The following is a 24,220-nucleotide window of genomic DNA, read 5'->3' on the forward strand; positions in this document are numbered from 1 at the left end:
CGTTTATTTATATGTTTTATAACGAAATTTCTAATAAAAAATAAGATGATAACGAATGTTCGTTACCATCTTGCGTGAAATTAAGAATATTCCAAATTCAAATGTTAGGAAACTGTTAAAAAAGAATGTTATTAATAGACACCTTCAGTAAGCATGCCATCTGCTACTTTGATAAAGCCAGCGATGTTTGCACCAACTACTAAGTTCCCTGGGAAGCCATATTTTTCAGCTGCTGCTTTACTGTCTGTATAAATATTTTTCATAATTTGGTGAAGTTTCGCATCTACTTCTTCAAATGACCAAAATACGCGACTTGAATCTTGTGCCATTTCAAGAGCAGATACAGCAACTCCACCAGCATTCGCCGCTTTTGCAGGACCAAATAAAACCCCTGCATTTAGGAATTCATTGATGGCTTCAAGGTCTGATGGCATATTTGCACCTTCACCAATTGCTTTAACACCATTTGAAATTAATGTACGAGCTGACTCTCCGTTAATTTCATTTTGCGTAGCACATGGTAGGGCAATGTCACAAGGAATTGTCCAAATACCTGTACAACCTTCTGTAAAAGTAGCATTTGGTCGGTAATTAACGTAAGTTGAAATACGGTCACCTTTAACTTCTTTGATTTCTTTAATAGCTTCTAGATCTAAGCCCTCTGGGTCAAAGATATAGCCTGAAGAATCCGAACAAGCAACCACTTTTGCACCATATTGTTGTGCTTTTTCAATCGCATAAGTAGAAACGTTACCAGAACCAGAAACAACTACTGTTTTTCCTTTGAATGAATCGTTCGCATCTTTTAGCATTTCATTAACAAAATAAACCGTGCCGTAACCTGTTGCTTCTTTACGTGCTAAAGAGCCACCATAGCCAGGCGTTTTACCCGTTAATACACCAGATTCATTTGCTTTTGTTAAACGTTTATATTGGCCCCATAAATAACCTACTTCACGAGCACCAACGCCAATATCACCAGCAGGAACATCGACATCTGGACCAATATGACGGTATAATTCAGTCATGAATGCTTGGCAGAAACGCATAATTTCTGAGTCTGATTTGCCTTTCGGATCGAAGTTTGAACCGCCTTTACCACCACCGATTGGTTGCCCTGTTAAAGCATTTTTAAAGATTTGCTCAAAGCCTAGGAACTTAATGATGGATTCATTCACGGAAGGGTGGAAACGAAGACCGCCTTTGTAAGGTCCCATTACATTGCTGTATTGAACGCGATAACCACGATTTACCTGTACTTGGTTGTGATCATCTTGCCATGCTACACGGAAAGAAATAATGCGATCTGGCTCCACGATACGAGATAAAATATTGGCCTTGATATATTCAGGATGCTGTGTGAATACAGGTACTAATGAGATGAAAATTTCTTCAGCTGCTTGTAAAAATTCCGCTTGATGACTGTTCTGTTGTTTAAGTTGCTCAAATACGCCATCTACGTATTCTTTTGCTAATTGCTCGTTGCTAACAGTTGTCATTGTCATAGTTAAAACCCCCATTTAGTTGATAGGTGTATCGTATATCTATTTTTCAAACTATTCAATAAAATACTTTTTAAGTTTGTGAAAAATTGAGCAAGAGAGGTTACGAAAATAATATATTAAAATAATTTTATTTAAAGTGATTTATCTAATTATGAGAAAGGAATGATGCTTTATTGTGAAGGTTCTAATTGACGCAGATGCTTGTCCAGTCGTGGATTTGGCGCTATCTATATCATCTGAATTTGAGATTGAAACTATCTTGTTTTGCGATACATCCCATCGGGTGGAACGTGATAATGTAATAACAATTATTGTACCCAAAGGTCCAGATTCAGTTGATTTTACGCTAGTGAACGCGCTTTCAAAACACGATATTGTTATAACACAGGATTACGGATTAGCTGCAATGGTTTTAGCAAGAGGAGGCTATCCAATTGATCAAAATGGACGAGAAATGTCTGATGAAAATATCGAACGTTTGCTCGATATGCGTCATGTTGGTCAAAAAATTAGACGGGCAGGAGGAAGAACAAAGGGACCTAAAAAAAGGACACAAGAAAACAATAATTCGTTTGAAATGAAATTTCGACAAATTTGTGAACGAGCAATTTTAGCTCATAAAATGGAGGAATCTACAGGTGAAAAATGAACGTAAACGCGAACTATTTCAGCAATATCCACAGCTAAAGGAAATAGCAAATAAGGGCACTGTATTGTGGGAAAATACAAATTGGATGGAAAAACCAGAAACAAGACTCTTTACTATGGCCGAAGTCGAGGATGCGGAAAACACACTACAACGATTTTCTTCTTATTTAAAAGTGGCATTTCCTGAGCTCGTAGAAAGTGATGGCCTAATTGAATCCACGATTCAGGAGATTCCAGCGATGAAAAAGGCACTTGAACAAAAATACGGTGTGTCTATACCAGGTCACCTGCTATTAAAATGCGATCATGCGCTACCCATCTCAGGCTCAATCAAAGCACGAGGTGGGATTTATGAAGTATTAAAACATGCAGAAAGGCTAGCGGTGGCAAGTGGAAGGCTCAAAGTAGAGGATGATTATGCACTTTTAGCAACAGAGGCATTCCAGTCGTTTTTCCAGCAATACACGATTGCAGTAGGCTCCACAGGAAATTTAGGTTTAAGTATCGGCATTATGGGCAAGAAGCTCGGCTTTAATGTCGTTGTACATATGTCGAGTGATGCCAAGGAATGGAAAAAAGCCTTGCTCCGAGAGAAGGGAGCTACTGTAATTGAATATGAGGCTGATTACAGTGTAGCCGTAGAACAGGGTCGACAAGAAGCTGAGCAAGATCCGATGTGTCATTTTATTGATGATGAAAATTCAAAGGATTTATTTGCAGGCTATGCAGTAGCCGCAAAACGATTAAAAGACCAGTTAGAAAAGACGAATATTACAGTCCATGAAGAGCAGCCATTGTTCGTCTATTTACCATGTGGTGTCGGTGGAGGACCAGGGGGGGTGGCCTATGGATTACGGGAAATATTCGGCGAGCATGTGCATATTTTCTTTGCTGAGCCAGTCGCCTCTCCTTGTATGACGATTGGTCTAATGACTGGTTTACATGATGCCATTAGTGTGGAGGATATTGGCCTTGACAATAAAACAGAAGCAGACGGTCTAGCTGTTGGTCGTGCATCCAAGTTTGTTGGCAAAGTGATGGAAACCTATATAAGTGGCTGCTATACAGTGTCAGATCAAGAATTATTTACATCATTAGGGTTAGCTATGGACAGCGAAGCATTGTTTTTAGAACCATCGGCAAATGCCGGAATGTTTGGCGCTATCCGCTTACTCCAAAAAGGTTCGTCCTATTTCGAAAAGCACAACCTCGTCAGCCACCTATCGCAAGCCACACATCTTGTGTGGGCAACAGGTGGCAGTATGGTCCCTGCCACAATGCGTGCCGCTTATTTGGCGAAGAGCAGGGAGTTGGATTAAAGGCAGTGCTTTGTTTTTATTGGGGGGATGATGGTAGTAGATTCGCTCCATTTTGATGGAGGAAGTGGGAATGCCTGTAAAATGTACTGGACCCGCTCAAGAGGAGAGTCAAGTGCTCAAGAAGTATACTGAACCGCTCAAAAAGAAGGTCACAATGCTCGCCAAGATGTTACCTCACTCAAAAAAGGAAAAGCCCTCACCAAGTATAACTAGAACACCGCTCACTGCAATTTCAAAATTAACTAAAAAAACAGGTGGAGAAATTTTTCTCCACCTGTTGGTTGTTTTAACGTTGCAATGCTTTGCGTTGTGCTGCTAGAAATACTTCGTGTGCAGCAAGGACGCCTGCTCCTTGCTCAAAATCGTAGGAGAAGTCTTGGAGGGCAGCTTCCATTAGGGAAACGGCTTGTAAAATGTCACTTGGGAAGCAATAGCCCATATGACCGAATCTGAAAATTTTCCCTTGTAGATGACCGAGCCCGCCAGCAAAATCTAGATGATAGTGCTGTTTCAGATGGGCTAAAAATTCGCCAAGATCGATTCCTTGAGGGGCCTTGATTGCTGTAATGGTTGGTGACGCGTATTGATCCTCTGTTAATAGCTCAATGTGTAAGGCTTTCATGGCGCTACGTACCATATTTTTCATAAGTTCATGACGAGCTACAGTTTGCGCAAAGCCGCCTTCCTGCTCAATCAGTTGACATACCTCGTGCAATCCATAGATTAGTGTGATGGCTGGGGTATTTGGCGTCATGCTCTTTTCGGCCCAGCTTCGATAGCTTAATAAGTTTAAATAGTAAGCGGGTGTTTGATTGTCCTCGATGACTTTCCAAGCTCTTTCGCTGACGCTGATAAGGGAAAGTCCTGGAGGTAGCATCATAGCCTTTTGAGAGCCTGTCACCAAAATGTCGATGCCCCAAGCATCCATTTCAGCAGGGGCACCACCAATACAGCTTACGCCATCTACAATAACAAGGGCATCTGTTTCGTCGCGGATTACCTGCGCTAAGTCAGCAACGGGGTTTATAATGCCTGTAGATGTTTCATTGTACGTAACAAAAACGGCTTTAACGTTGTGCAATGGCTGTAAAAATGCTCGTAGTTCCTCGGCTGTGCAAGCTTGTCCCCATTCTTTTTCAAGCTTATGTACATGGAAGCCATATTGCTCACAAATGGACACGAAATAGTCACCAAATGCTCCAACGGTAATGACCACAACTTCATCACCCGCAGTGACGGTATTGACTGCCGCAGCCTCCAAGGCAGCTGTTCCACCTGATGGCAAAAGTAAGATGTCCTGTGTCGTACCAAAAACAGGTTTTACTAATTCAATTGTTTCACGGTATAACGTTACAAATTCTTGACTCCGATGACTAAAAATATCCCGATTCATCGCCAACTGAACTTTTTTTGGTATCGGCGTTGGCCCTGGATGTCTTAAAATATTTTCATACACATTCATCAATCCCTTTCGTTGTGAATTCGAAATTTTCTAACTATAATAATACCATATTTATGATGATAGCTAGCTGCTATTTTAAAAAATGTTGGAAGAGATTAACATTAAGATGCAATAAAAAAGGGGACTGTACAGATGGAAACAATCATGCATTATCCATATATTTATTTTTTGTACAAACCAAATCAGGTATTGGTATATAAAATTCAAACATTTGAATATATCAAGCTAGCGGATGTGATGGAAAAGGGTGAATGGACGAGCTATGCACTGCAGCCATCTGAATCATTTACAGCTTTTCACCATGAACAACGTCAGCTGCAGGAGGGTTGGACGATGTTGTCCATGACAATCATTTTAAGAATACGATAAGAGAAATACAGGATATGCCAAGTCATCTACCCATCTATATTTGGTATGGACATAATGCAGAAGAACAATATGGGAGCAGGTTCAGTTTATTCAACTAATAGATAGTCTAGCTAAAGAGTTGGCTCGTGTAAAAGGAACAAGAAAACAGTTACAGGAGCAAATTGTTCGATTGGACTCTGAATGTGACAGCTATTTAGGTAATATTGGAGTATTTAGTGAGAAGGGTGATACAAAGCTAGTTATTAGATATGAAAAGAAGTTTGATATAAAATCAAATGAGTTTGAAGAGTTTGAAGAGTTTGAAGCTCAGCTAGAATCCATTAATGTAGAAAAGATTCAAAGGTTAAAACAGAAAGTAGAGCAAAAAAGGACCTTATTCAACAGTTGAAGAAGAATCAAAGTTTTATTAAGAAGAGAAGCTATAGTTATTATAAAAGGCAGCAGTTACTGACCATGAGCTTGAATATTTCTTTACTATGCTTAAACATGACGATGAAATTCAAGAGTTCAACAGCATTTTCAAAGAGAGTCCAATTGAAGTAGGGCTTCAACCGATACCACATAGAATCAAAGTGAGAAAAAATCATAAAGAAGCTAGGGTATCTTGGAATCAGCTTCTTTATGATTACGAACCTAGAGAACAATATGAAAGAGACATTCTGCATCAATAGATGGTCACAGAGGCCCTCAATTATATAAGAAGAAACACGCATATTCAGAAGATGATTATGCGTGTGTTTTTTTAGTTTTCCTTTTTGAACTTGGTAACTTTGGATTCTTCAATCCAACCTTCAATAATCTGCTCTTTTATTTGTGCTTCTAGCTTAATCCAATTGCCTCTTTTTTCTATAATATTTACTATTGTATTTTTAGGTATATTTAAATTAGAGCTGAAAGCTGAATGTCTTGAGGAACTCAATCGAACTTTTGAGGCTTCTCTTAAAATACCGATTCTGTTTATATTTTCATAGGAAGTTAATCTCTGTTCTTTGATATATTTTTTTGCTGATATGTAGCCTATAACATAGATACTATTATCAACAGAGTTTTGGATAGCGTTGATAATTTCGTAGTGATTTTCTATAAGGTAACTAATTGCCATAGAGAATAAAGGTAATAAAATGAGATTTACTAAAGACTTTAAAGCATCAGTACCATAAGATACTAAAACATCTCTTACAAAATCTTTAAATAGAGATTTTTTTTCGTTTTGCTGACTTTGCATGTCGTTAAAAATTCTCTTTACATCTTCCTCAGTTAAAGGTTGATTGTTATTGACTGAATAAGGAGTTTCATCTTCTCTGACTAAGGATGAATTAAAATTTCTATATTCCTCATAGGCTTCTTCAATGTCTTGAAGTTGTCTAGAAACTAATTCTTGAACTTCAAAAAAGTGTTTGGCATTTGCCCCAAAATGTTTGAAAGCCCCCATTGAAGAACTTTGAAAGGAAGCCCCTATTTTATTAACAGCACTGAATGTATCTGATAAATCCAAAGCTGATAAGGAAGAAGCTATGGCTTTATTAGACTGATAGAAAGTATCCCATGTAGGACTTTGAAAGGAAGCTCTTATTTTATTAGCACTGAATGTATCTGATAAATCCAAAGCTGATAAGGAAGAAGCTATGGCTTTATCAGACTGATAGAAAGTATCCCATGCAGGACTTTGAAAGGAAGCTCCTATTTTATTAACAGCACTGAATGTATCTGATAAATCCAAAGCTGATAAGGAAGAAGCTATGGCTTTATCAGACTGATAGAAAGTATCCCATGCAGGACTTTGAAAGGAAGCTCCTATTTTATTAACAGCACTGAATGTATCTGATAAATCCAAAGCTGATAAGGAAGAAGTTATGGCTCTATTATACTGATAGTCAGTACCCATAGCAGGACTTTGAAGAGAAATTTTAAAGTTATCGAAATCTCTAAAGGTATTGTTTTTGTAAATCATACTTTGTTCTATATTTTTTAAATCATTTCTAGTAGCATTGAGTCTTTTAATCAATCAAATCCCACCTTCCTAATATTATTCATATAATAACTAAAAGACTGAATTAATACAATTGAAGAGTTTTTTTACAAAAGTTTTTTTGACTAGATTCATTGATATCGATGCTAGGACAACTTCATCATGAACAAGGAAGTATCGATTTTATACAAACAGGCGTATTCCTTTCAGAGCTACTTGTAAGAATGGAAGAACCACCAAATATCTTCTTTTTAGAGTATAGAATTCGAACTTTAGTCTATAGTGGGGAGTTTGAATTAAAGGGGATTCCTAAATCCATGCGACATTATCAGGTGAGATTACGTCAAAAAACCTCTTTAGCCTGAAGGCATAAAGAGGTTTAACAAGTTGTATTAAGCGGCAACGAATGGTTTGTTCATACGCATTAAACCGTAAATGGCAAAGAATAATCCGCCCGTAATAACCGTTAAAATTGTGTATAGTACAGCCTTACCTGTTTCGCCACACCAGCGATAGAATAGACGATACATGAAATAAATTGAAAAGCCTACCATACCTAGAGAAGCGAGTATGCCGAGAAATGGAATAAACGAAACGATGAACATGCCCGCATAAATAAGCGTATTTTTTAACGCTGTGGCACGTACCGTTTCCCGATTATCCCCACCAGCAGTCAGTAGGAAAAGACTGTATACATTAATAATAGGAATCCAAGCGATATAGGCTACATCTCCAAAACCATTTGTTTTAGACGTCATAAAATAAATGAGTGCACTAATAATGTAGGCGATTAAACCAAGAACAAGAGCTGCTAAAATAAGTATTATAAACAGACCACCCATAGCTGCATCCCAATCATTAGAGTAATAAGAACTATCGTAATTATACATCAGTGAAACCTCCCTTCATTTGAAAATACCAACTAATCATAACAAGCCTAGCCTGTTTAAGCTACAACGAATTTAATGTAATATTTAGTAGAAATCGCACGAATGTACTAGAATATAATTTATTTTTAAGTCTTTGATGATGATTTTTTGAGTAATAAATACAAAAAAAGCAAAAAATATCATTGTGAAAATTATTGTGCTAGTTTTGGAGAATCATTTTTAGTGTTTTTCATTTGCTTTATACAAAACATTACTATCCTATGATGATAGAAGGTCAGAACATGCCATCGAATTCTAAAAAAAGCCATCCTACTAAAATATAGGGTGGCATTTTTGCTTGGATTAAATGAATTTAGCGATATGCTCTAGCTCAATACGAGAAGAATTATATGCAGGAGCTGCTGCTTTACCAATCGCAATTAAAATGACGGGTACGATATGGTCTTCTAATGCAAAGTGTTGAGCGAAGGCTTCTTTATTAAATCCGCCCATTGGGACTGTATCATAGCCCATGTCTTTTGCTAAAAGCATAATTTGCATAGAAATTAGACCAGCATCAAATGTAACGATATTCTTTAACACTTCTTGTGGAAGCTGAGAATATAAGTTTATCGAGTTATTGATCATTAAATCTTTGGTTGCTTCATCAATATAACCAAGATCAAAGTTTTTCGTATAAACAGCCTCGGCATTTTCGTACATTTTTGTATCGCCTAAAACGGCAATAATCGCTGAGGATGTTTCGATTTGTTCTTGATTGTTTGCGATGGCACGTAATTCTTTTTTGATTGCCTCGTCTTGAATTACTAAAAAGCGCCAAGGTTGTAGGTTGCTAGATGATGGAGCAGAAGTCGCTTCTACAAGTAATTGTTCTAATTGCTCTTGTGGAATTTTATAGTTTTCGTCGTATTTACGAACAGATTTACGTTCATGCATAATTTTATTTAAAGAACTTTTTGTCACTGTCATAATTTTTTGTCTCCTTCATTATATGATGCGTTTTTTACTATACGATAAACGCATTCATTTTCCAAGTAAATTGCTCGAATTAAAGAGTCTTGAAAACAGGATTTATTATCTGCCTATCATTTAAAAAGTTACAAAAAAAATATATTTTTATAGAGGTAATCCATTTATACTAGAAGGTAAATAGAGCAAAAATAACAGGTATGGAGTGACAGACAGATGAAAAAACTATTGGGAAATTTAAAGCTTATGGCAAAAATAGGGATACTTATTCCTATTATTATTGTTTTTCTAGGTGGTATGTCCTTCCTTAATTATTTGAGTGCATCACATGAACTTGAAAGCTCTATTGAAAATGAAATGTCTTTACTGGCAGATGATGTAACGGGCTCTGTTGAGAGCAAATTACATGCGCATATTCAGTTGATTTATAGTGCAAAGACAACGATAGAATCAGCTGACAGTATGATGACGAGAGAGCAATTTATTCGCTATGTACAGCAGCTATTGCCATACAATAAGGAAACTTATGGTATGGGGTTATGGCTAGAGGAGGATGTGGCAAAGGGGGAAATTTTTGGCCCGTATGCCTATAAAGAAGGAGAAAAAATTGTCTCTACGGATACGTATGAAGATCCAGCCTATCATTTTCATGAGCAGGAATGGTACCGCAACAGCATCCACTCGAATAGCATTGTCCATACAACACCTTATTTTGATGAGGCCTTAGGAGAAATGTTTATTTCATTTGGCACACAAATTGTGAAAGATTCTAAGCCAGTGGGGGTTATTACAGGGGATTATGTGTTAGATTCTATCCAATCCATTGTCTCTGATGTGCAAATTCGACAGAGTGGCTATGCCTTTTTAATAGATGATAGTGGGAATTTTTTAACGCATCCTGATGTAGATAAAGTAAATAAAGAGACGATTCAGCAATTTTTAAATATTCCTGTTGAGCAGCTAGCTGAGCAGAAAAAGCTAATACAGACAACGATTGATGGGAATGACTTTACGCTACAATATCAGCAAATTCAGAACATGCCGTGGAAATTGGTTTTACTTGTTCCTACAGATGAGCTTTACAGTGAGGTACAGGCGATGCTTCAGCAGCAAATCGTGATTAGTGTGGTGCTTATTGCCCTGATCACCATCATTATTTATTTCCTTGCTCGCTATATACGTACGGAAGTGAAAACGATGAATACATATTTAGGCTACCTTGCTACGGGTGATTTAACGAAACAAATGGCCATTCATACAAAGGATGAATTTGGTGAAATGGCACAGTACTATAATGAGTCTGTGGAAGGGTTAGGGTCTATGATACAGCGCATTGTTGCTGAAACGGAGACAGTTGCCTCCACTGCCGAAGAATTAACAGCCAGTGTACAAGAGGTCAGTAAAACCGTCACGGAAGTAGCTGTTTCTATGCAAAATGTGGCTGAAAATACGAGTTCACAGCAGCAGGTGAGTAGTCAATTAACAGGTGTCACAACACAATTAGGTGATGACATGAAGACTGCCATGGACGATTTACAAGAGGCAGTGCAACAGTCGGTAACAACCTCTCATCTAGCTACAGGGGGCTCGCAAAAAATACGGGCTTTTGTGGATGACATTGTCCAGCTTCATGCACAGGTAGACAGCAGTGCTAATCTGGTGAGTAGCCTGAAGGTGCAATCCGCTCAAATTGAGCAAATGAGTCAGCTTATTTCTGCTATTACTGACCAAACCAATTTATTATCTCTCAATGCGGCTATAGAGGCGGCACGAGCAGGCGAGGCAGGAAAAGGTTTTGCCGTTGTAGCTGGTGAGGTTAAAGCACTTGCTGAACAGACAAGTAGAGCCTCTTTAGACATTGCGAAGGTCGTGCTGACGATTCAGGACCAAATGAATGAGGCGGTGGACATGATGGAGCAAAGTCGAAAAATTGCTCACCAAGGTATTGGTTCTGTCCAGCAAGCAGGTACTACCTTTGATACGATTGCTAGTGCCATTGAAGGGCTCCAGATGACGATACGAGAAACGAGTAATACAACAGCAGATGCTTTTAAAAACTTGCAGGAAGTGACAGCACAAGTGCAGATGATTAACCAACAGGCGATGGCAACAAATGATTATACATTAAATGTTTCGGCCATCACTGAGGAACAAGCCTCCACCATGAATGAAATGGCTGTAGCCTCTGAGCAGTTAGCACAGCTTGCTCAAAATTTGCAGGAAGAAACAGCTGAATTTACTGTCTAATAGTAGGGCGTACATCGATAGGAAGATGTACGCCTTTTTAGGATCTAAATGAAAAAGCTTCCCACTCCACGCTTTTTGTAGGCAGAGCCGATTTGAATTGTTTAATCATTTTTGGGGGTCCACAAATAAAAACACTTGTTTCAGCAGATAGTGACAGCTGATGGAAGGATAGCTTTTCTTCATGAGCTGTATTAATAAAGGTGACAGTGAAATGATCGTTCATTCGAGCATAGCTCTGTAGAAAATCTTTGTAGATGGCATTGTCTTGACCATGGAAGGAATAATACAAGTCAATTTTCTTATCAGGCTTTGTTTGTAAATAGGCAAGAAAAGGTGTAATGCCCATGCCACCAGCAATCCAAATTTGCTGATTGGCCACTCGATCAAAGTCAAAATGACCATATGGCCCAGCTATGGCAACTGGTGTATTGAATTGAAGATCGTTGTAGAGCTGTTTCGTATAATCTCCAATGGCTTTGATTGTTACCGTGATTTGTTCGCCATTACCACCAGTAATAGAGAAGGGGTGTGGCGCTTTTTCGATACCCTCTTGAAAAATTTTTAAAAAGAGAAATTGTCCTGGTCGATAGTCGAGTTTTTTTGTGAGTGTCAGCTCAACTTCAATCACATGGGCGTTCAGCCTTTGAATGGCTGAAACATGACCTGTATATGGAAAGAACATATCTTGATACATTGTCAACATATACAGAGCAGACATAAAACCAATCGTTGTTGTCAGTGCTGTGAAAATGCCTAAAGGAGAAGGTTGTAATAAATCATATTGGCTAGAAAAATAAGCATGATAAATACCGAAAGTATAAGGTACAAGTAGTAAACGATGTAGCCAGCGCCAATGCTCATACTTTAAAAACTTTGCAATGAACGCTAGGACAATCAGGGCAATAAAGCCATATTGGGCAAGCTCACCAAGGTCTTTAGCGAAGTCTTTTAGTGAGGTTTCTTGTATGACTGCCTCATCAGTAATCATTTTTTGCAACTGACCATGCAAGAGGATGAATCCAAGTGAAAGGATTGCGAGTAATTTATGATAAAAATAAACATGCTCAAGACTAGAAAACCAACGCTCTAACAGTTTCATTCTGGTAGCCAATAAGAACACAAGAAATAAACTAGTCATGGCTAAGCCTCCAATGAGATGGCTTAGTATGTTCAATGGATGGATGGGCTCCATAGGTGTAGCGACATACCAAAGAAAAGCACTAGTGCCCATTATGCAAAAGATAAAAAGTAGTCCTTTATAAGCTCTCATATATAACCTCCATCCCTATTTTTATCCATATTCTATATCGCTATACAAATAATGAGTTGAAAAATATTTTCGAGCGTACGTTCGGAATGTACGTTCCCTTTCGGGCGGAATTATGGTACAGTAAGAAGGAAAAAATAGAGAGAGAAGGAGTGGAAGTAATTTATGCAAGGGAACACCCATATTGTTGGGGGCATCACAGCAAGTCTCGCCTTTGCACAGTTTTCAAATGATAACCCACTTGTCTTAGTAGGGGCAGGTGTTATCGGTGCATTACTTCCAGATATATGTCATAGAGGTAGTAAAATCGGTCGAACATTTCCCATCCTCGCGAAGCTGGTTAATACAGTGTTTGGACATCGTTCCTTTACACATAGTTTGCTTTTCCTATTGTTCGTTATGGTGGCGTTACATACTTTAGTTCCTTACAAAGCAATTTCCATTGGGATTATTATAGGGATGGCTAGTCATATCCTGCTTGATATGTGTACAAAAAAGGGCGTTAAACTATTTTTCCCAGCGACTGTATCCATTCGTTTTCCACTTACAACGAAAACGGGTAGCAAGGTGGAAGGGATCGTACTTATGTTGCTTTCGATGCTGTCCATCTATTTGAGCTATGAATTGATTGTCAAATTTATAGATTCGATATAAATTAAGAAGAGCCCCAGTATTGGTTTACTGGGGCTTTTGATGTTAGTCAGCTTGTACCTCTTCCACAGTCTGCTCTACTTCGGCGCGCGTCATTTTTTCTCGACCTTCTTGCATCGCCTTCAACGTTTTGTGGGCTAAGGCAAGTGGTAGGCGGCAAAACAGCAGAATGGTACGTTTATTAATATCTTTCATATAGAGGTCTGCTTTGGCTAAATTTTCTTCAGCATAGACAAACAAATCTTCGCGTGTCCAGCCATCAGGCACGAAGTTGACACCACGTTCATCTAAATCCTCATGCTGATTACGTAAGATGTTGACAGCCTGGAGTCCACGACCATAGCCTATTGCTAGCTCACGATCAGTTTGAACGTTGGCACCCCACGCCCAAAGCTCAGACAGCATCGTCCCTACAAGCCCTGCCACGTAGTATGTATAATCATCCAAATCCTCGCGTGTATGCACCTGCCAATTGGCCTTTGCCCATTTGGCCATACCAAAAGCCATTTCGCTTGTGGAAGCCTGAACAATTTTTCGCGATTCCTCAGGACAAAATGTTAGCCAATCTGCTAATCGAAGGGATACTTCTGGCAGTTGATCGGCATAAGGTGCTAATAATGCTTGATAAGCTTCTTTATTAAATGTGTCCTTTAATAATTCACTTGTTGCGGACAATAAATTAAATTTCACATCATTCGAAAGCTGTTCATGATCTTCAATTTCATCAATGGCACGCATGGCTAAATAGGCAGCAGCCACCGATATCTTTAAATCATTTTTTAAAAAAGTAATAGGTATATAAAACGTGCGGCTTGTATCTTTTAAAACCTGCATCGCTTCTTTGTAAAGTCTTTTTTGTTCGTTCACTTGTATTCCTCCGTTCAAATGGTTCCATATCTATAGTATATCGTATCGTAAAAAAAGGGAAAGATAAAACAGATTGTTCATATTTAGAGAGATATTCTTTGAAAACGATTACTACAAATGATATAGTTTAATAATAAACTATTTAAATCTATACTTTTATGGTGGTCAATAAGAGTGGATTTATACTAGTATAGCTACATCAATTTCAAATGAGAGGAAGTTTAATGAAATGGGACGTTTAAATAATAAAATTGCTATGATTACAGGCGGCGCTTCTGGTATGGGTGCAGCGATGGCTAAACTGTTTGCACAAGAAGGTGCTACAGTAATTGCAGCTGATATTAATGAAGAAAACTTAGCAAAAATTTCTGAGCTAGAAAATGTAGAGGGAATGAAATTAGATGTTTCCTCTGACGAAAACTGGGCAGATGTAACAAAAGCAATTGTTGAAAAATATGGTCGCATTGATATTTTAATTAATAATGCGGGTATTTCATCAGAAAAAGGACCCGATCAAATTACACAGGCAGACTGGTCAATTATGCATAATATCAATGCATTTGGACCATTTCTTGGCATTAAACATGCTGCGCACTATATGAAAGAAGCAGGCAAAGGCTCCATTGTTAATACATCGTCTTACACAGCGATTATTGGGGCAGGCTTTAATGCCTATACAGCCTCTAAAGGTTCTTTACGTGCGATTGCTCGTGCAGCAGCTTCAGAGCTTGGTGCTTTCAATGTCCGTGTGAACACGGTATTCCCTGGTGTCATCGAAACACCAATGACAGCCAAATTATCAGAAGCAAAAGAGGCAATGGATATGTTAGTAAGAGCTACACCAATGGGGCGTCTTGGTCAACCAGAGGAAGTAGCAAATGCTATTTTATTTTTAGCATCAGACGAGGCTTCTTACATTACGGGTGCCGAGCTTGTCATTGATGGTGGCTATTCAGCACGCTAGTTAAATATAGTAATTGAAAAGTGGAAATGCCTGTTCAAGCAGTGCATTTTCACTTTTTTTGTTTTTTTAGTAGAATGATGATAAAGCTTTAGAAATTCGTCAAAAAACAGCTATTGATTAGATAAATTTTGATATTTTTCGTGATTTTTTCAAGAAAGTGTACGAAGTTATTGCACAATCATTTCAACAGCGTTAAAGTTTAGAAAGGGCAAAATGTCATTACACGATTTGGGGGACTGTACTGAGCGTTTAGCTTTTGTACGAACAAAATCAGGAGTCAGGATTTTGGCATACATAACTCCTTGCAAAATCCTGGATACCAAAGAGGGCATGAATTTGATGAATTGCCTGAATCATAGCGTAAACCGTCATCATAGTATGAGAAAATTACGTAATAAAAACAAAGGAGAATTGTATGCCAAAGGCTATAGGTATTGATGCAGGCGGCACATTGACAAAGGTTGCTTATTTAGATCAAGACAATGAACTTGTGTTAACAACCTTTCCGTCGAATGATTTGCAATCTGTCACAAAATGGATTATTGATCATCCAGATATTGAGGATATTGGTGTTACGGGGGGACGTACAGAGCAATTACTTGATGTCATTAAAACAATGAAATCGATTCATTATATAGTGGAATTTGAAGCTACATTAAAGGGTGTCCGATTTTTGCTTAATAAAGAAGGCTACTTTTTTGAGCGCAGTATGATTACCAATATTGGGACAGGTACGTCCATTCATTATATGGAAGGTAATACACATATTCGCGTTGGTGGGACAGGCGTTGGTGGTGGGACACTAATTGGTTTGTCAGCGCTTACAACGGGCATTACAGATTACAATGAAATCCGTGAAATGGCTGCCAATGGCAATCGTGAAGGAATCGATTTATTGGTCAAGGATATTTATCAAGGCATGGATACACCGATTGACGGTCATTTAACGGCTAGTAATTTTGGGAAAGTAGGCATTACAAAGTCGATAAAGCATCCTGCTGAGGATATTATTGCGACCGTTCAAGGACTAGTAGGCGAAGTCATTACAACACTCAGCATTCAATATGCGGAGGAAAAAAATGCACAGCATATCGTTTATATTGGCTCCACATTAAGCAATAATGATCATCTTACCCGAGTGATTGCAAATTATACACGCACGAAAAAGCATACACCTGTCTTTATTAATGACCATGGCTTTTCTGGTGCTGTCGGAGCATTACTTAATATTACAGAATATACAATTGTCTAACGATTTAAGGACATAACATATTGTATGACAACTAGTTATGTCCTTTGTTATTCAACTACAATAAGAAGTTATTTAAACACTTTATCTATTTTGTCTTTATCATAATCTAATATCCAGTCATTGTATGTATAATAAATGTCTCGTATAGATTCAGGTGAGGTAGCAAGTAAATCACAGCCTCTATCATCGTAAACGTGAAAAATGGTTTTCTTTTTGATATTTAAAAAATATATCCTATGAAAAATACTTGGTTGGATTCCTAAATCTTGATTACATACTGCTTTTAACAATGGAATGTACTTCAAATCAGATGTTTTACATGCAAGTGTAAACCTATGTGTTTTATATTTTCCGTCCTCATCATCTTCGGGGAAAATAGAAGACATTTCTGTATGCTTCAATTTATATAAGACTGATTTATCATAGATATATGGAGAAAAAATTCTCGCTTTGTGCTGATAGGTTTTTCTACCTCCAAGATCATTGATATCTACTACCATAAAAATTTCCTCGTCTTGTAAATGTAGTGCTTCAAACAGCGTGACAGCCCTTTTATAAACCTCCTGTATATAAAGACGATCTTCATAATCGTATTCTCTAGCTCGCTCTACCCCTAGTTCGAATCGTATGCCAATTTCCCAGTTATAAAACAAAGGTGGTCTAAGAAGTAAGGAAGGAAAATTTTCATTCATATAGTCATTTAAAAGCATATTTGCACCTCAACTTTATTTTTAAAATTTTACCTTTAACAAACCGCCAGAATAATAGTCAAAGAAGAAAATGACTCTACCCATTAATTTAGAAATTATATTTCCCTTTCGTTACTGCATTGGGATAGATGATTAATTTGCCAGTTAACATTTACAAATCCAATATTACTAATATAAGCATTTATCAATTTTGTTTTACTTGAACCTATTCTACCATTTAAAAATTGAGCTAGGAAAGTATTGATAACTCCTCCGAAGCTACTATTAACAGCTTCCATGCTACTAACGATTTTTACATAATCCATTCATAACACCATCATTTAATCCAAACGCTTGTAAATACATAACCATGAGAAATCTCACCATTGGGATTTTTAAGATAATCAATTGGTGTCGAAGAATTAATCAGTATTATATACCATTCGTCATAACTCATTCCTGTTGTAGTTTTAAACCTTACTTCTCCTTTTGTTTTCCTATATTATACATAATATTCCAATTATTCGATATATATTTAACATCAAATTGATCATGTTCATTTTTTTTACAAATAGCGAAGAAACTTACCTACATGAAAACATCTCGAACTGAACAAATTAGGTAGTAGGAGGTGAAGCTACGTGGGAAAGCGTAATAATCGAAACAACAGTAAAACCATGAATATGAGAACACATAATCCTTTTGGCACTTACAAAAGCAAGGACCTCGATCGAAGTAATAGCAATAATAACAACCCAAATGATAACTTGAATGAAGAGTTCGCGGCAGAATTTGATGCAAAGGCTAAAAATAAAAACAATAAAACGAATCATGATAAAAACCAACAGTCGAATAAAACAAAATAGTGGAGGTACAAATCATGGCAAAAAAGAATAAGACAAGCTTTAAAAAGAAAAAGAAGGAAGATACACACAAAAAGAATGATCGTGAGGAATATTCAGCAGAATTTAATCAGGTCATTCATAATAATCCCCAACAGCCAAAGCAATAAACACAAGCTGCTCCAAAGTCTTTTGGAGCTCTTATTTTTTACTGTTTGTGCTGCTTTATACAGTCAAAAAGGGAGTGATTCAAGTGAGAAAATTTTATTTACTTGGGCTTCTTTTTGTTTCTCTAGCTATGTTTATACAAATACCAGTGGTTGCCAATGCACAACAAGAAACACCAGCTTATGCAAAATGGGGACAGCTGGCTATCAAAGAGGTAAAGGCGAAATATCCTACGGCTAAAATTGTGGATTATTTGCATGAGGGCAAGGAAGTACAGGGGGCATCAACCATTGAGAAATTTAAGCTTTGGCTCAAGCAGCCTGACAAGGAATTTGGTGTTCATGTCAGAATCAGCTACCAAACGACAACGCAGGAAGTAGAAAAAATTGAATTTCAAGAAAGTACTTCATAAAATAAGGATGCCCTATTTTAGGCATCCTTGTTCTTTAACCCTCTAGCTTTTGAATAAATGCACGCATTAAGCCTGGTAAATCAGGCCATGCATGCCCACTTATTAAATTACCATCTGTGTGAAGGTTGGCATCAATGTAAGTTGCTCCTGCCACCTGCACCTCAGGCTTGCAGGCAATATAGGCTGTTAGCTCACGCCCTTTTAGCACTTCAGGAATGGTCGCGAAAATTTGCGCTGCATGACAAACGGCTGCAATTGGTTTATTCGTTTCAAAGAAGTGGCTTACTAGTGCTGGGACATGCTCATTCAAACGAATGTATTCAGGTGCACGTCCACCAGGAATAATGAGCCCATCGAATTGTGTTGGGTCAATAGCACCAAAAGCAGCGTGGGCCTCTAATCCATAAGCAGGACGCTCGATATATGTATCGACACCCTCTACAAAGTCGTGTAATACGGTTTGTAATTTCTTAGCGGATGGTGCTGCAATTGTGACATCATACCCTGCTTCAAGACAACGATAATAAGGATAAAAAATCTCTAAAGCCTCTACTGCATCTCCTGCGAGTATTAAAACCTTTTTCCCCATGCTTCCATCTCCTTTACATTGTAAATCTACTAAGTTTTATTCGACACTTGCAAAAAATTTCCTGCTTACAGTAGGGTTACCTTTCCAAATTCCTTGCTTTACAAAGAAAAAAATGAAGCGTATAGTATTTATTTAACTAGGTAAATAAATTCGCAGGAGGTAAACAATATGAATCCAATATTTCATGCTTTATTCCAAAAAAGTCGGTATTTAACGAACTGCTTAAATGAAGTATTAAAGCAACATCATTTATATAGCTCCCAATGGGCCATTTTATATTGCTTACATAAAAACGGGCCAATGACCTTAACACAAATTTGGAAATATTTAAATGTGGAAGCGCCCAGTATTACAAGAGCTATTACACGACTAGAAACATTGGGCTGGGTCCAACGATTAGATGGAGAGGATAAGCGAGAAAAAATTGTGACTCTTTCCGCTCTAGGGGAGGAGCGCTTACCAGCGATCACCGTAACCATATTAGCATTTGAGGAAGAAATGGTGGGCTCTTTAACTGTTGAGGAGCAGCAGCAATTTCTGAAGTTATTGGAAAAAATGAAAGGTTGATGGACATGCAGCAAGAAGAAAATACACAAATATGGACGAAGCGTTTCATTAGCCTCTTTTTAACGAATATCTCTGTATTTTTTGTTTTTTATGGACTTGTAACGACTTTACCACTCTATGCGATTGGTGAACTACATCAGACAGATAAGGAAGCGGGCCTATTATTGTCAGGCTTTTTATTGTCAGCTATTATTGTACGCCCGTTTTCAGGTAAGTTATTAGATGTTTTTGGCAAGAAAAAACTGTTAGTCCTATCTATAGTGGGCTATTTTATCTGTACCGTTTTATATTTATTTATTCATCCGTTTGGACTTTTACTTGGTCTTCGCTTTATTCAAGGGATTTTCTTTAGTATTATCACAACAGCTGCAGGATCTTTAGCGGCTGATATCGTTCCTGCTAAACGAAAAGGGGCAGGGCTAGGCTACTTTACGATGTCTACGAATCTAGCTGTCGTCATTGGACCATTTATCGGCTTATTATTAATTCAATATAGTACCTTTAATGTCTTATTCATAGTCATGAGTATATGTATTCTAGCAGGAGGAATTTTAGCATTAACGGTCAATACAGATGATTTACCGAAGCCAGTGCATGAAGGAAAACTAACTTTTAAATTGAATGATTTATTTGAGCGTAAGGCGCTTCCTGTTGCAGCAATTGCCAGCCTCGTCGCTTTTTCGTATGCCAGTGTGCTATCCTTTTTATCGGTCTATGCACAGCAAAAGGAATTAATGGCTGTAGCTAGTCTCTTTTATGCAGTATTTGCAGCGGCAATGCTCATTACACGTCCATATACAGGAAAACTTTACGATACGAAGGGACCGCAATTTGTCATTATTCCTGGCATTATTTCCTTTGCCATCGGTCTAGTCATGCTAGCATTTGTTGAAGGACCAATGTTATTTTTAAGTGCTGCTATTTTTATAGGCTTTGGCTATGGAGCTGTAACGACTAGCTTGCAAGCATTAGCAGTTCAATCCACTGCCATTCAACGAAGCGGCTATGCAACAGCAACCTATTTTACGATGTTTGACCTGGGTATCGCACTAGGTTCGTATATTTTAGGAATGGTAGCTGTACAGGCAGGCTATGCTTCTGTCTATTTATCGGGGGCAGGCTTACTGGGGGTTGTCTTTATTATTTATCTATTACGCCTTGCAAGGATGAAACCGAAAAAAGTAGTGCATATATAGTCAAACAGTTGGGGTTGTGCCCAACTGTTTTTATAATTGTCCCAGCCTCATCAAAATAAATTTTGTTCATTTATAAGAAAGATACGATTTATAAAAAGTTTTAATGAGCTCTTTTTCAAAATGAGTATTACTTTTGTCCTTTTTAAATCTAACGAAAACTACTTTTTGTTTACTTATCTTTAATAATGTTGACAATTGTCGGAAATTCTAATCGATTTCTTAAAACGCAGTACTGGTATTGGATTCATGATAAAAATTATATAATAGACGATTAAAGGAGAGCCACCCAAGCATGCTCTCCATTTTTATATTCTTATTTCTTTATCCTAGTCCAACATTAAAGCCTGCAGCTTAACTAAATTTTTCATTTCAAGCTTTTGTATTTAGCATAAAGAATGCATAGAGAAAAACACTAAGAAAATCTTAAGAATTGATGTCGGAGTTTGTTAAGATTTAATTAGTATTATATCCTTATACGAATCCTATAGGGGTGATGACATGAACCTAAAGCGGTGGAGGAGTGAATGTAGTTGAACATTTTGATTTGTGATGATGATAAAGAAATTGTTAGGGCGATTAGCATTTATTTAGAAAATGAGGGCTATCATGTATTCAAAGCTTACAATGGTATAGAGGCAATCGATCTTATTCGGGATCACGTTATTCATCTTATTATTATGGATATTATGATGCCAAAAATGGATGGGATTACGGCGACGATGAAGATTAGGCAAGATAATATGATTCCGTTAATAATGCTTTCTGCTAAATCGGAGGATTATGACAAAATACTCGGATTAAATATTGGAGCAGATGATTATATGGCTAAGCCGTTTAATCCATTAGAACTTGTGGCTAGAGTGAAATCACAGCTAAGAAGGTATACGACATTTGGGAGCCTCGAGATGAGCAGTTCTGTATTTCAAACGGGCGGGCTTGTGATTGATGATGAACAAAAAGTCATTACTGTTGATAAACAAGAGGTTCATTTAACACCAGTGCAATATAAAATCTTAAAGCTTCTGACAGCCAATGCTGGTAGGGTGTTCACGATTGAAGAGATTTATGAAAAGGTATGGAATGTCAGGGCTATTAATCCTGAAAATACGGTTTCGGTTCATATTCGAAAGATTCGAGAAAAAATTGAAATTAATCCAAAAGAGCCAAAGTATTTAAAAGTTGTATGGGGAGTTGGGTATAAGGTTGAGAAAGTTGAGAAGTATTAGTCATGCACTTATAACGAAAATAGTTGTGTTTCTAATTGCCATCGCTTGTTTAATTGGTATAGCGAGGGTAATGATCAACATGGAATTTAATGGAATTCACCTTAGTAGTTTAAATCAAGATAATTATTTTGAAAGCCGAGCATTCGCTGATGAAAGTTACAGCATTATGGCTCCTTTAGCGCAATTAATCGGGAAATATAAAAGTGAAGAATATATTTTAAGTGGTAAAACACTAACAGAAGAGGATAATAGAAGAATCGAAGAGGAATTATATTATGATTTTCGTAATTCTTACAGATATAATTCGAATTTGAGTGAAGAGGAAAATAAGCATATCTATCAAGAAAAATATGCAAATGACATTGCTAGAACAAAAGATGAAAGCATAAATGAACAGGTAAGAAATTTTTATCAGTTACGTAGTACGTTAGAAGCTTATGAAGGAATTGTGTTTTATGCGAGTGACGGTGAACATGAATTTTCCAATAGTGATCTCAAGAAGAAAGAGCAATTTAAATCCTTTGATGCATATATGCTATTTGAGGATTACCAACAAAAGCTTTATCCAAATGAAATGAAAGAAAGTCAATACTTGGGTTACATTACACACGAAGTTGACACGTTGAACCCACAGACAGATGTTATGTATGTGGCGTTTAAAGATTCTTTCTTACAACAAAAAATGGCGGAATGGGAAAAAGATAAAGAGAATGCCCAAAGTTTTCTGAATGAATTCATGGTATTTTTAGCAGGGTTTATTTTATCTTTTGTTTATTTAATCATAGTTATTGGAAGAAGGTCATTTAAAGATAAAGAAATTCATTTCCATGTCATAGATAAACTCTATAATGATTTCAATATTGTGCTAGTTGGTTGCTTAACAGCGATGTGGATCACCATGATTGTTGAAGTGTTCCATGATATGTACATGTTCTTCACCGTGCCTATTTTTATCATTGCCTTACTATTGATTTTATCGCTCGTAAAGCATATTAAAAATAGATCGTTATTTCAGCATACACTGCTCTATCAAGTTTTCAAAAAGCTATTTATTTGGGTGAAACATGTTTTTGACAGTGGTAGTACAGGCGTGAAAATTGTACTACTAGTCATTGGCTATCCATTAGTTGTAGCGGCAACATTTTTTATATTTCCCATTACGATAGGTGTAGCTGCCTGGTTGGCGATGCGAAAGGTGAAGTCATTTAATCGCATTAAAGAGGGCGTAGAGCAAATTAAGAATGGGGATCTTCATCATCGAATTGAAGTCGATGGAAAAGGGGAGTTTAGTCAACTTGCAGAAAATATTAATCGTATTACAGATGGGTTAAAAAAGGCAGTGGATAGTGAAATCAAGAGTGAGCGTTTAAAAACAGAGCTTATTACGAATGTTTCGCATGATATCAGAACGCCTTTAACATCAATTATTACGTATGTCGATTTATTAAAATTAGAAAACGATCCTGAAATGATTGCTGAATATGTAGACGTGTTAGATCAAAAGTCGAAAAGACTCCAGCACTTAACGGATGATTTATTTGAAGCGGCTAAAGCATCAAGTGGTAGTATACCTGTCCAGTTAGAACGGATTGATATCGTATCATTACTAACACAAGGAATCGGAGAAATGGATGAAAAAATTGAAGCCTCGTCATTAGATTTTAAGTTAGCCCATCCAACAGAAAAGGTGTATGTGAAGGCTGATGGTAAACTTCTATGGCGTTCCATCGAAAACTTATTCTCGAATATTTTTAAATACGCACAGCCTACATCAAGGGTATATATTAGTGTTGAAGATTTAGGGAATGAAATACTTGTGACATTTAAAAATATTTCAGCATACGAATTAAATATCTCAGTCGATGAGCTAATGGAACGTTTTAAACGAGGAGATGAATCGAGATCAAGTCAAGGTAGCGGATTAGGGTTATCGATTGCTGAAAGCCTTATTCACATCCAGAACGGCAAGTTCTTAGTTCAAGTAGATGGCGATTTATTTAAGGTCATGATTTATCTACCGAAATTTCCAAATGAATAATGTCCTATTCCTTTATGACTGTAGACAAACTCAACGAATTTTGAGTTTGCTTACAGTCTTTTTTCTTTTACAATGAAATAAAGTAAAGCCGTTGATTTCCACTACGGGCGGATG

27 protein-coding genes are annotated in these 24,220 nt (G+C 37.3%); 17 read left to right on the top strand and 10 right to left on the bottom strand.

Going from position 1 to position 24,220, the window contains the following annotated elements:
* Positions 1 to 131: 131 nt before the first annotated feature.
* Positions 132 to 1,505, bottom strand: coding sequence for an NADP-specific glutamate dehydrogenase (gene gdhA, locus AC6BKE_RS15555; protein ID WP_036118256.1), 1,374 nt, complete (start codon positions 1,503 to 1,505; stop codon positions 132 to 134).
* A 175-nt stretch (positions 1,506 to 1,680) separates the two neighbouring features.
* On the opposite strand from gdhA, the gene AC6BKE_RS15560 reads away from it, so the two are divergent.
* Together AC6BKE_RS15560 and dsdA are read left to right on the top strand one after the other, a co-directional pair.
* On the top strand, positions 1,681 to 2,154 hold the full coding sequence (locus AC6BKE_RS15560; RefSeq protein WP_036118254.1) for a YaiI/YqxD family protein: 474 nt from the start codon (positions 1,681 to 1,683) through the stop codon (positions 2,152 to 2,154).
* Positions 2,144 to 3,472 carry a D-serine ammonia-lyase gene (dsdA, locus tag AC6BKE_RS15565; protein ID WP_342544942.1) on the top strand — a complete coding sequence of 443 codons (1,329 nt, stop codon included), beginning with the start codon at positions 2,144 to 2,146 and terminating at the stop codon, positions 3,470 to 3,472. Before AC6BKE_RS15560 ends, dsdA begins: the two co-directional genes overlap by 11 nt.
* Before the next feature lie 286 nt (positions 3,473 to 3,758).
* Here the strand turns inward: dsdA and AC6BKE_RS15570 are convergent, their stop codons facing one another.
* Complete coding sequence (locus AC6BKE_RS15570) at positions 3,759 to 4,928, bottom strand: pyridoxal-phosphate-dependent aminotransferase family protein (RefSeq protein WP_499857180.1); 1,170 nt, start codon at positions 4,926 to 4,928, stop codon at positions 3,759 to 3,761.
* Positions 4,929 to 5,066: 138 nt separating this feature from the next.
* On the opposite strand from AC6BKE_RS15570, the gene AC6BKE_RS15575 reads away from it, so the two are divergent.
* From AC6BKE_RS15575 to AC6BKE_RS15585, 3 genes are all read left to right on the top strand, one after another.
* A complete protein-coding gene (locus AC6BKE_RS15575) occupies positions 5,067 to 5,303 on the top strand; it encodes a hypothetical protein (RefSeq protein ID WP_499857183.1) in 237 nt (78 codons plus the stop codon).
* 14 nt (positions 5,304 to 5,317) lie between these two features.
* Complete coding sequence (locus AC6BKE_RS15580) at positions 5,318 to 5,401, top strand: hypothetical protein (protein ID WP_499858315.1); 84 nt, start codon at positions 5,318 to 5,320, stop codon at positions 5,399 to 5,401.
* Between the two features lie 71 nt (positions 5,402 to 5,472).
* On the top strand, positions 5,473 to 5,691 hold the full coding sequence (locus AC6BKE_RS15585) for a hypothetical protein (RefSeq protein WP_499857185.1): 219 nt from the start codon (positions 5,473 to 5,475) through the stop codon (positions 5,689 to 5,691).
* Between the two features lie 354 nt (positions 5,692 to 6,045).
* Here the strand turns inward: AC6BKE_RS15585 and AC6BKE_RS15590 are convergent, their stop codons facing one another.
* Positions 6,046 to 7,308 (bottom strand): hypothetical protein, encoded by a 1,263-nt coding sequence (locus AC6BKE_RS15590; RefSeq protein ID WP_499857186.1) that lies wholly within the window; start codon positions 7,306 to 7,308, stop codon positions 6,046 to 6,048.
* Between the two features lie 107 nt (positions 7,309 to 7,415).
* Here AC6BKE_RS15590 and AC6BKE_RS15595 point away from each other — a divergent pair, with 107 nt between their 5' ends.
* Positions 7,416 to 7,637: a DUF3658 domain-containing protein gene (locus AC6BKE_RS15595; RefSeq protein WP_499857189.1), complete on the top strand. Its 222-nt coding sequence runs from the start codon at positions 7,416 to 7,418 to the stop codon at positions 7,635 to 7,637.
* A gap of 27 nt (positions 7,638 to 7,664) precedes the next feature.
* Here the strand turns inward: AC6BKE_RS15595 and AC6BKE_RS15600 are convergent, their stop codons facing one another.
* Together AC6BKE_RS15600 and AC6BKE_RS15605 are read right to left on the bottom strand one after the other, a co-directional pair.
* A complete protein-coding gene (locus tag AC6BKE_RS15600) occupies positions 7,665 to 8,162 on the bottom strand; it encodes a hypothetical protein (protein ID WP_230593752.1) in 498 nt (165 codons plus the stop codon).
* A gap of 342 nt (positions 8,163 to 8,504) precedes the next feature.
* A complete protein-coding gene (locus AC6BKE_RS15605) occupies positions 8,505 to 9,131 on the bottom strand; it encodes a nitroreductase family protein (RefSeq protein WP_036118238.1) in 627 nt (208 codons plus the stop codon).
* Between the two features lie 216 nt (positions 9,132 to 9,347).
* Between AC6BKE_RS15605 and AC6BKE_RS15610 the strand changes: the two genes are divergently transcribed.
* Positions 9,348 to 11,378, top strand: coding sequence for a methyl-accepting chemotaxis protein (locus tag AC6BKE_RS15610; protein WP_499857192.1), 2,031 nt, complete (start codon positions 9,348 to 9,350; stop codon positions 11,376 to 11,378).
* Between the two features lie 37 nt (positions 11,379 to 11,415).
* Here the strand turns inward: AC6BKE_RS15610 and AC6BKE_RS15615 are convergent, their stop codons facing one another.
* Positions 11,416 to 12,516, bottom strand: a complete 1,101-nt coding sequence (locus tag AC6BKE_RS15615; protein ID WP_257982916.1) for a ferredoxin reductase family protein — start codon at positions 12,514 to 12,516, stop codon at positions 11,416 to 11,418.
* 294 nt (positions 12,517 to 12,810) lie between these two features.
* Here AC6BKE_RS15615 and AC6BKE_RS15620 point away from each other — a divergent pair, with 294 nt between their 5' ends.
* A complete protein-coding gene (locus AC6BKE_RS15620; RefSeq protein WP_101966840.1) occupies positions 12,811 to 13,299 on the top strand; it encodes a metal-dependent hydrolase in 489 nt (162 codons plus the stop codon).
* Positions 13,300 to 13,341: 42 nt separating this feature from the next.
* Here AC6BKE_RS15620 and AC6BKE_RS15625 read toward each other — a convergent pair whose 3' ends face one another.
* Positions 13,342 to 14,163, bottom strand: coding sequence for a squalene/phytoene synthase family protein (locus AC6BKE_RS15625; protein ID WP_089932545.1), 822 nt, complete (start codon positions 14,161 to 14,163; stop codon positions 13,342 to 13,344).
* Between the two features lie 229 nt (positions 14,164 to 14,392).
* Between AC6BKE_RS15625 and AC6BKE_RS15630 the strand changes: the two genes are divergently transcribed.
* Complete coding sequence (locus AC6BKE_RS15630) at positions 14,393 to 15,127, top strand: SDR family NAD(P)-dependent oxidoreductase (RefSeq protein WP_036118224.1); 735 nt, start codon at positions 14,393 to 14,395, stop codon at positions 15,125 to 15,127.
* A gap of 415 nt (positions 15,128 to 15,542) precedes the next feature.
* Positions 15,543 to 16,379, top strand: coding sequence for a type II pantothenate kinase (coaW, locus tag AC6BKE_RS15635; RefSeq protein ID WP_036118221.1), 837 nt, complete (start codon positions 15,543 to 15,545; stop codon positions 16,377 to 16,379).
* A 68-nt stretch (positions 16,380 to 16,447) separates the two neighbouring features.
* Here the strand turns inward: coaW and AC6BKE_RS15640 are convergent, their stop codons facing one another.
* A complete protein-coding gene (locus AC6BKE_RS15640) occupies positions 16,448 to 17,089 on the bottom strand; it encodes a DUF3885 domain-containing protein (RefSeq protein WP_058844673.1) in 642 nt (213 codons plus the stop codon).
* Between the two features lie 95 nt (positions 17,090 to 17,184).
* Positions 17,185 to 17,394, bottom strand: a complete 210-nt coding sequence (locus AC6BKE_RS15645) for a hypothetical protein (RefSeq protein ID WP_101966839.1) — start codon at positions 17,392 to 17,394, stop codon at positions 17,185 to 17,187.
* A gap of 315 nt (positions 17,395 to 17,709) precedes the next feature.
* Here AC6BKE_RS15645 and AC6BKE_RS15650 point away from each other — a divergent pair, with 315 nt between their 5' ends.
* From AC6BKE_RS15650 to AC6BKE_RS15660, 3 genes are all read left to right on the top strand, one after another.
* Positions 17,710 to 17,934: a hypothetical protein gene (locus AC6BKE_RS15650; RefSeq protein WP_004269369.1), complete on the top strand. Its 225-nt coding sequence runs from the start codon at positions 17,710 to 17,712 to the stop codon at positions 17,932 to 17,934.
* Positions 17,935 to 17,948: 14 nt separating this feature from the next.
* The gene (locus AC6BKE_RS15655) at positions 17,949 to 18,080 is read left to right on the top strand and encodes a hypothetical protein (protein ID WP_255358822.1); all 132 of its coding nucleotides are present in this window, start codon (positions 17,949 to 17,951) and stop codon (positions 18,078 to 18,080) included.
* An 83-nt stretch (positions 18,081 to 18,163) separates the two neighbouring features.
* Positions 18,164 to 18,490 carry a DUF3889 domain-containing protein gene (locus AC6BKE_RS15660; protein ID WP_036118210.1) on the top strand — a complete coding sequence of 109 codons (327 nt, stop codon included), beginning with the start codon at positions 18,164 to 18,166 and terminating at the stop codon, positions 18,488 to 18,490.
* 34 nt (positions 18,491 to 18,524) lie between these two features.
* Here the strand turns inward: AC6BKE_RS15660 and AC6BKE_RS15665 are convergent, their stop codons facing one another.
* On the bottom strand, positions 18,525 to 19,079 hold the full coding sequence (locus tag AC6BKE_RS15665; RefSeq protein WP_499857198.1) for a DJ-1/PfpI family protein: 555 nt from the start codon (positions 19,077 to 19,079) through the stop codon (positions 18,525 to 18,527).
* Positions 19,080 to 19,247: 168 nt separating this feature from the next.
* Between AC6BKE_RS15665 and AC6BKE_RS15670 the strand changes: the two genes are divergently transcribed.
* The 4 genes from AC6BKE_RS15670 to AC6BKE_RS15685 all read left to right on the top strand — a co-directional run bounded on the left by AC6BKE_RS15670 (position 19,248) and on the right by AC6BKE_RS15685 (position 24,106).
* Positions 19,248 to 19,646 carry a MarR family winged helix-turn-helix transcriptional regulator gene (locus AC6BKE_RS15670; protein ID WP_036118202.1) on the top strand — a complete coding sequence of 133 codons (399 nt, stop codon included), beginning with the start codon at positions 19,248 to 19,250 and terminating at the stop codon, positions 19,644 to 19,646.
* Positions 19,647 to 19,651: 5 nt separating this feature from the next.
* Positions 19,652 to 20,842 carry an MFS transporter gene (locus tag AC6BKE_RS15675; protein WP_499857201.1) on the top strand — a complete coding sequence of 397 codons (1,191 nt, stop codon included), beginning with the start codon at positions 19,652 to 19,654 and terminating at the stop codon, positions 20,840 to 20,842.
* Between the two features lie 530 nt (positions 20,843 to 21,372).
* On the top strand, positions 21,373 to 22,068 hold the full coding sequence (locus AC6BKE_RS15680; protein WP_036118196.1) for a response regulator transcription factor: 696 nt from the start codon (positions 21,373 to 21,375) through the stop codon (positions 22,066 to 22,068).
* Positions 22,046 to 24,106, top strand: coding sequence for a sensor histidine kinase (locus AC6BKE_RS15685; protein WP_089932544.1), 2,061 nt, complete (start codon positions 22,046 to 22,048; stop codon positions 24,104 to 24,106). Before AC6BKE_RS15680 ends, AC6BKE_RS15685 begins: the two co-directional genes overlap by 23 nt.
* Positions 24,107 to 24,220 lie beyond the last annotated feature (114 nt).

It is taken from the genome of Lysinibacillus sp. COL-1 (genome assembly GCF_059814265.1).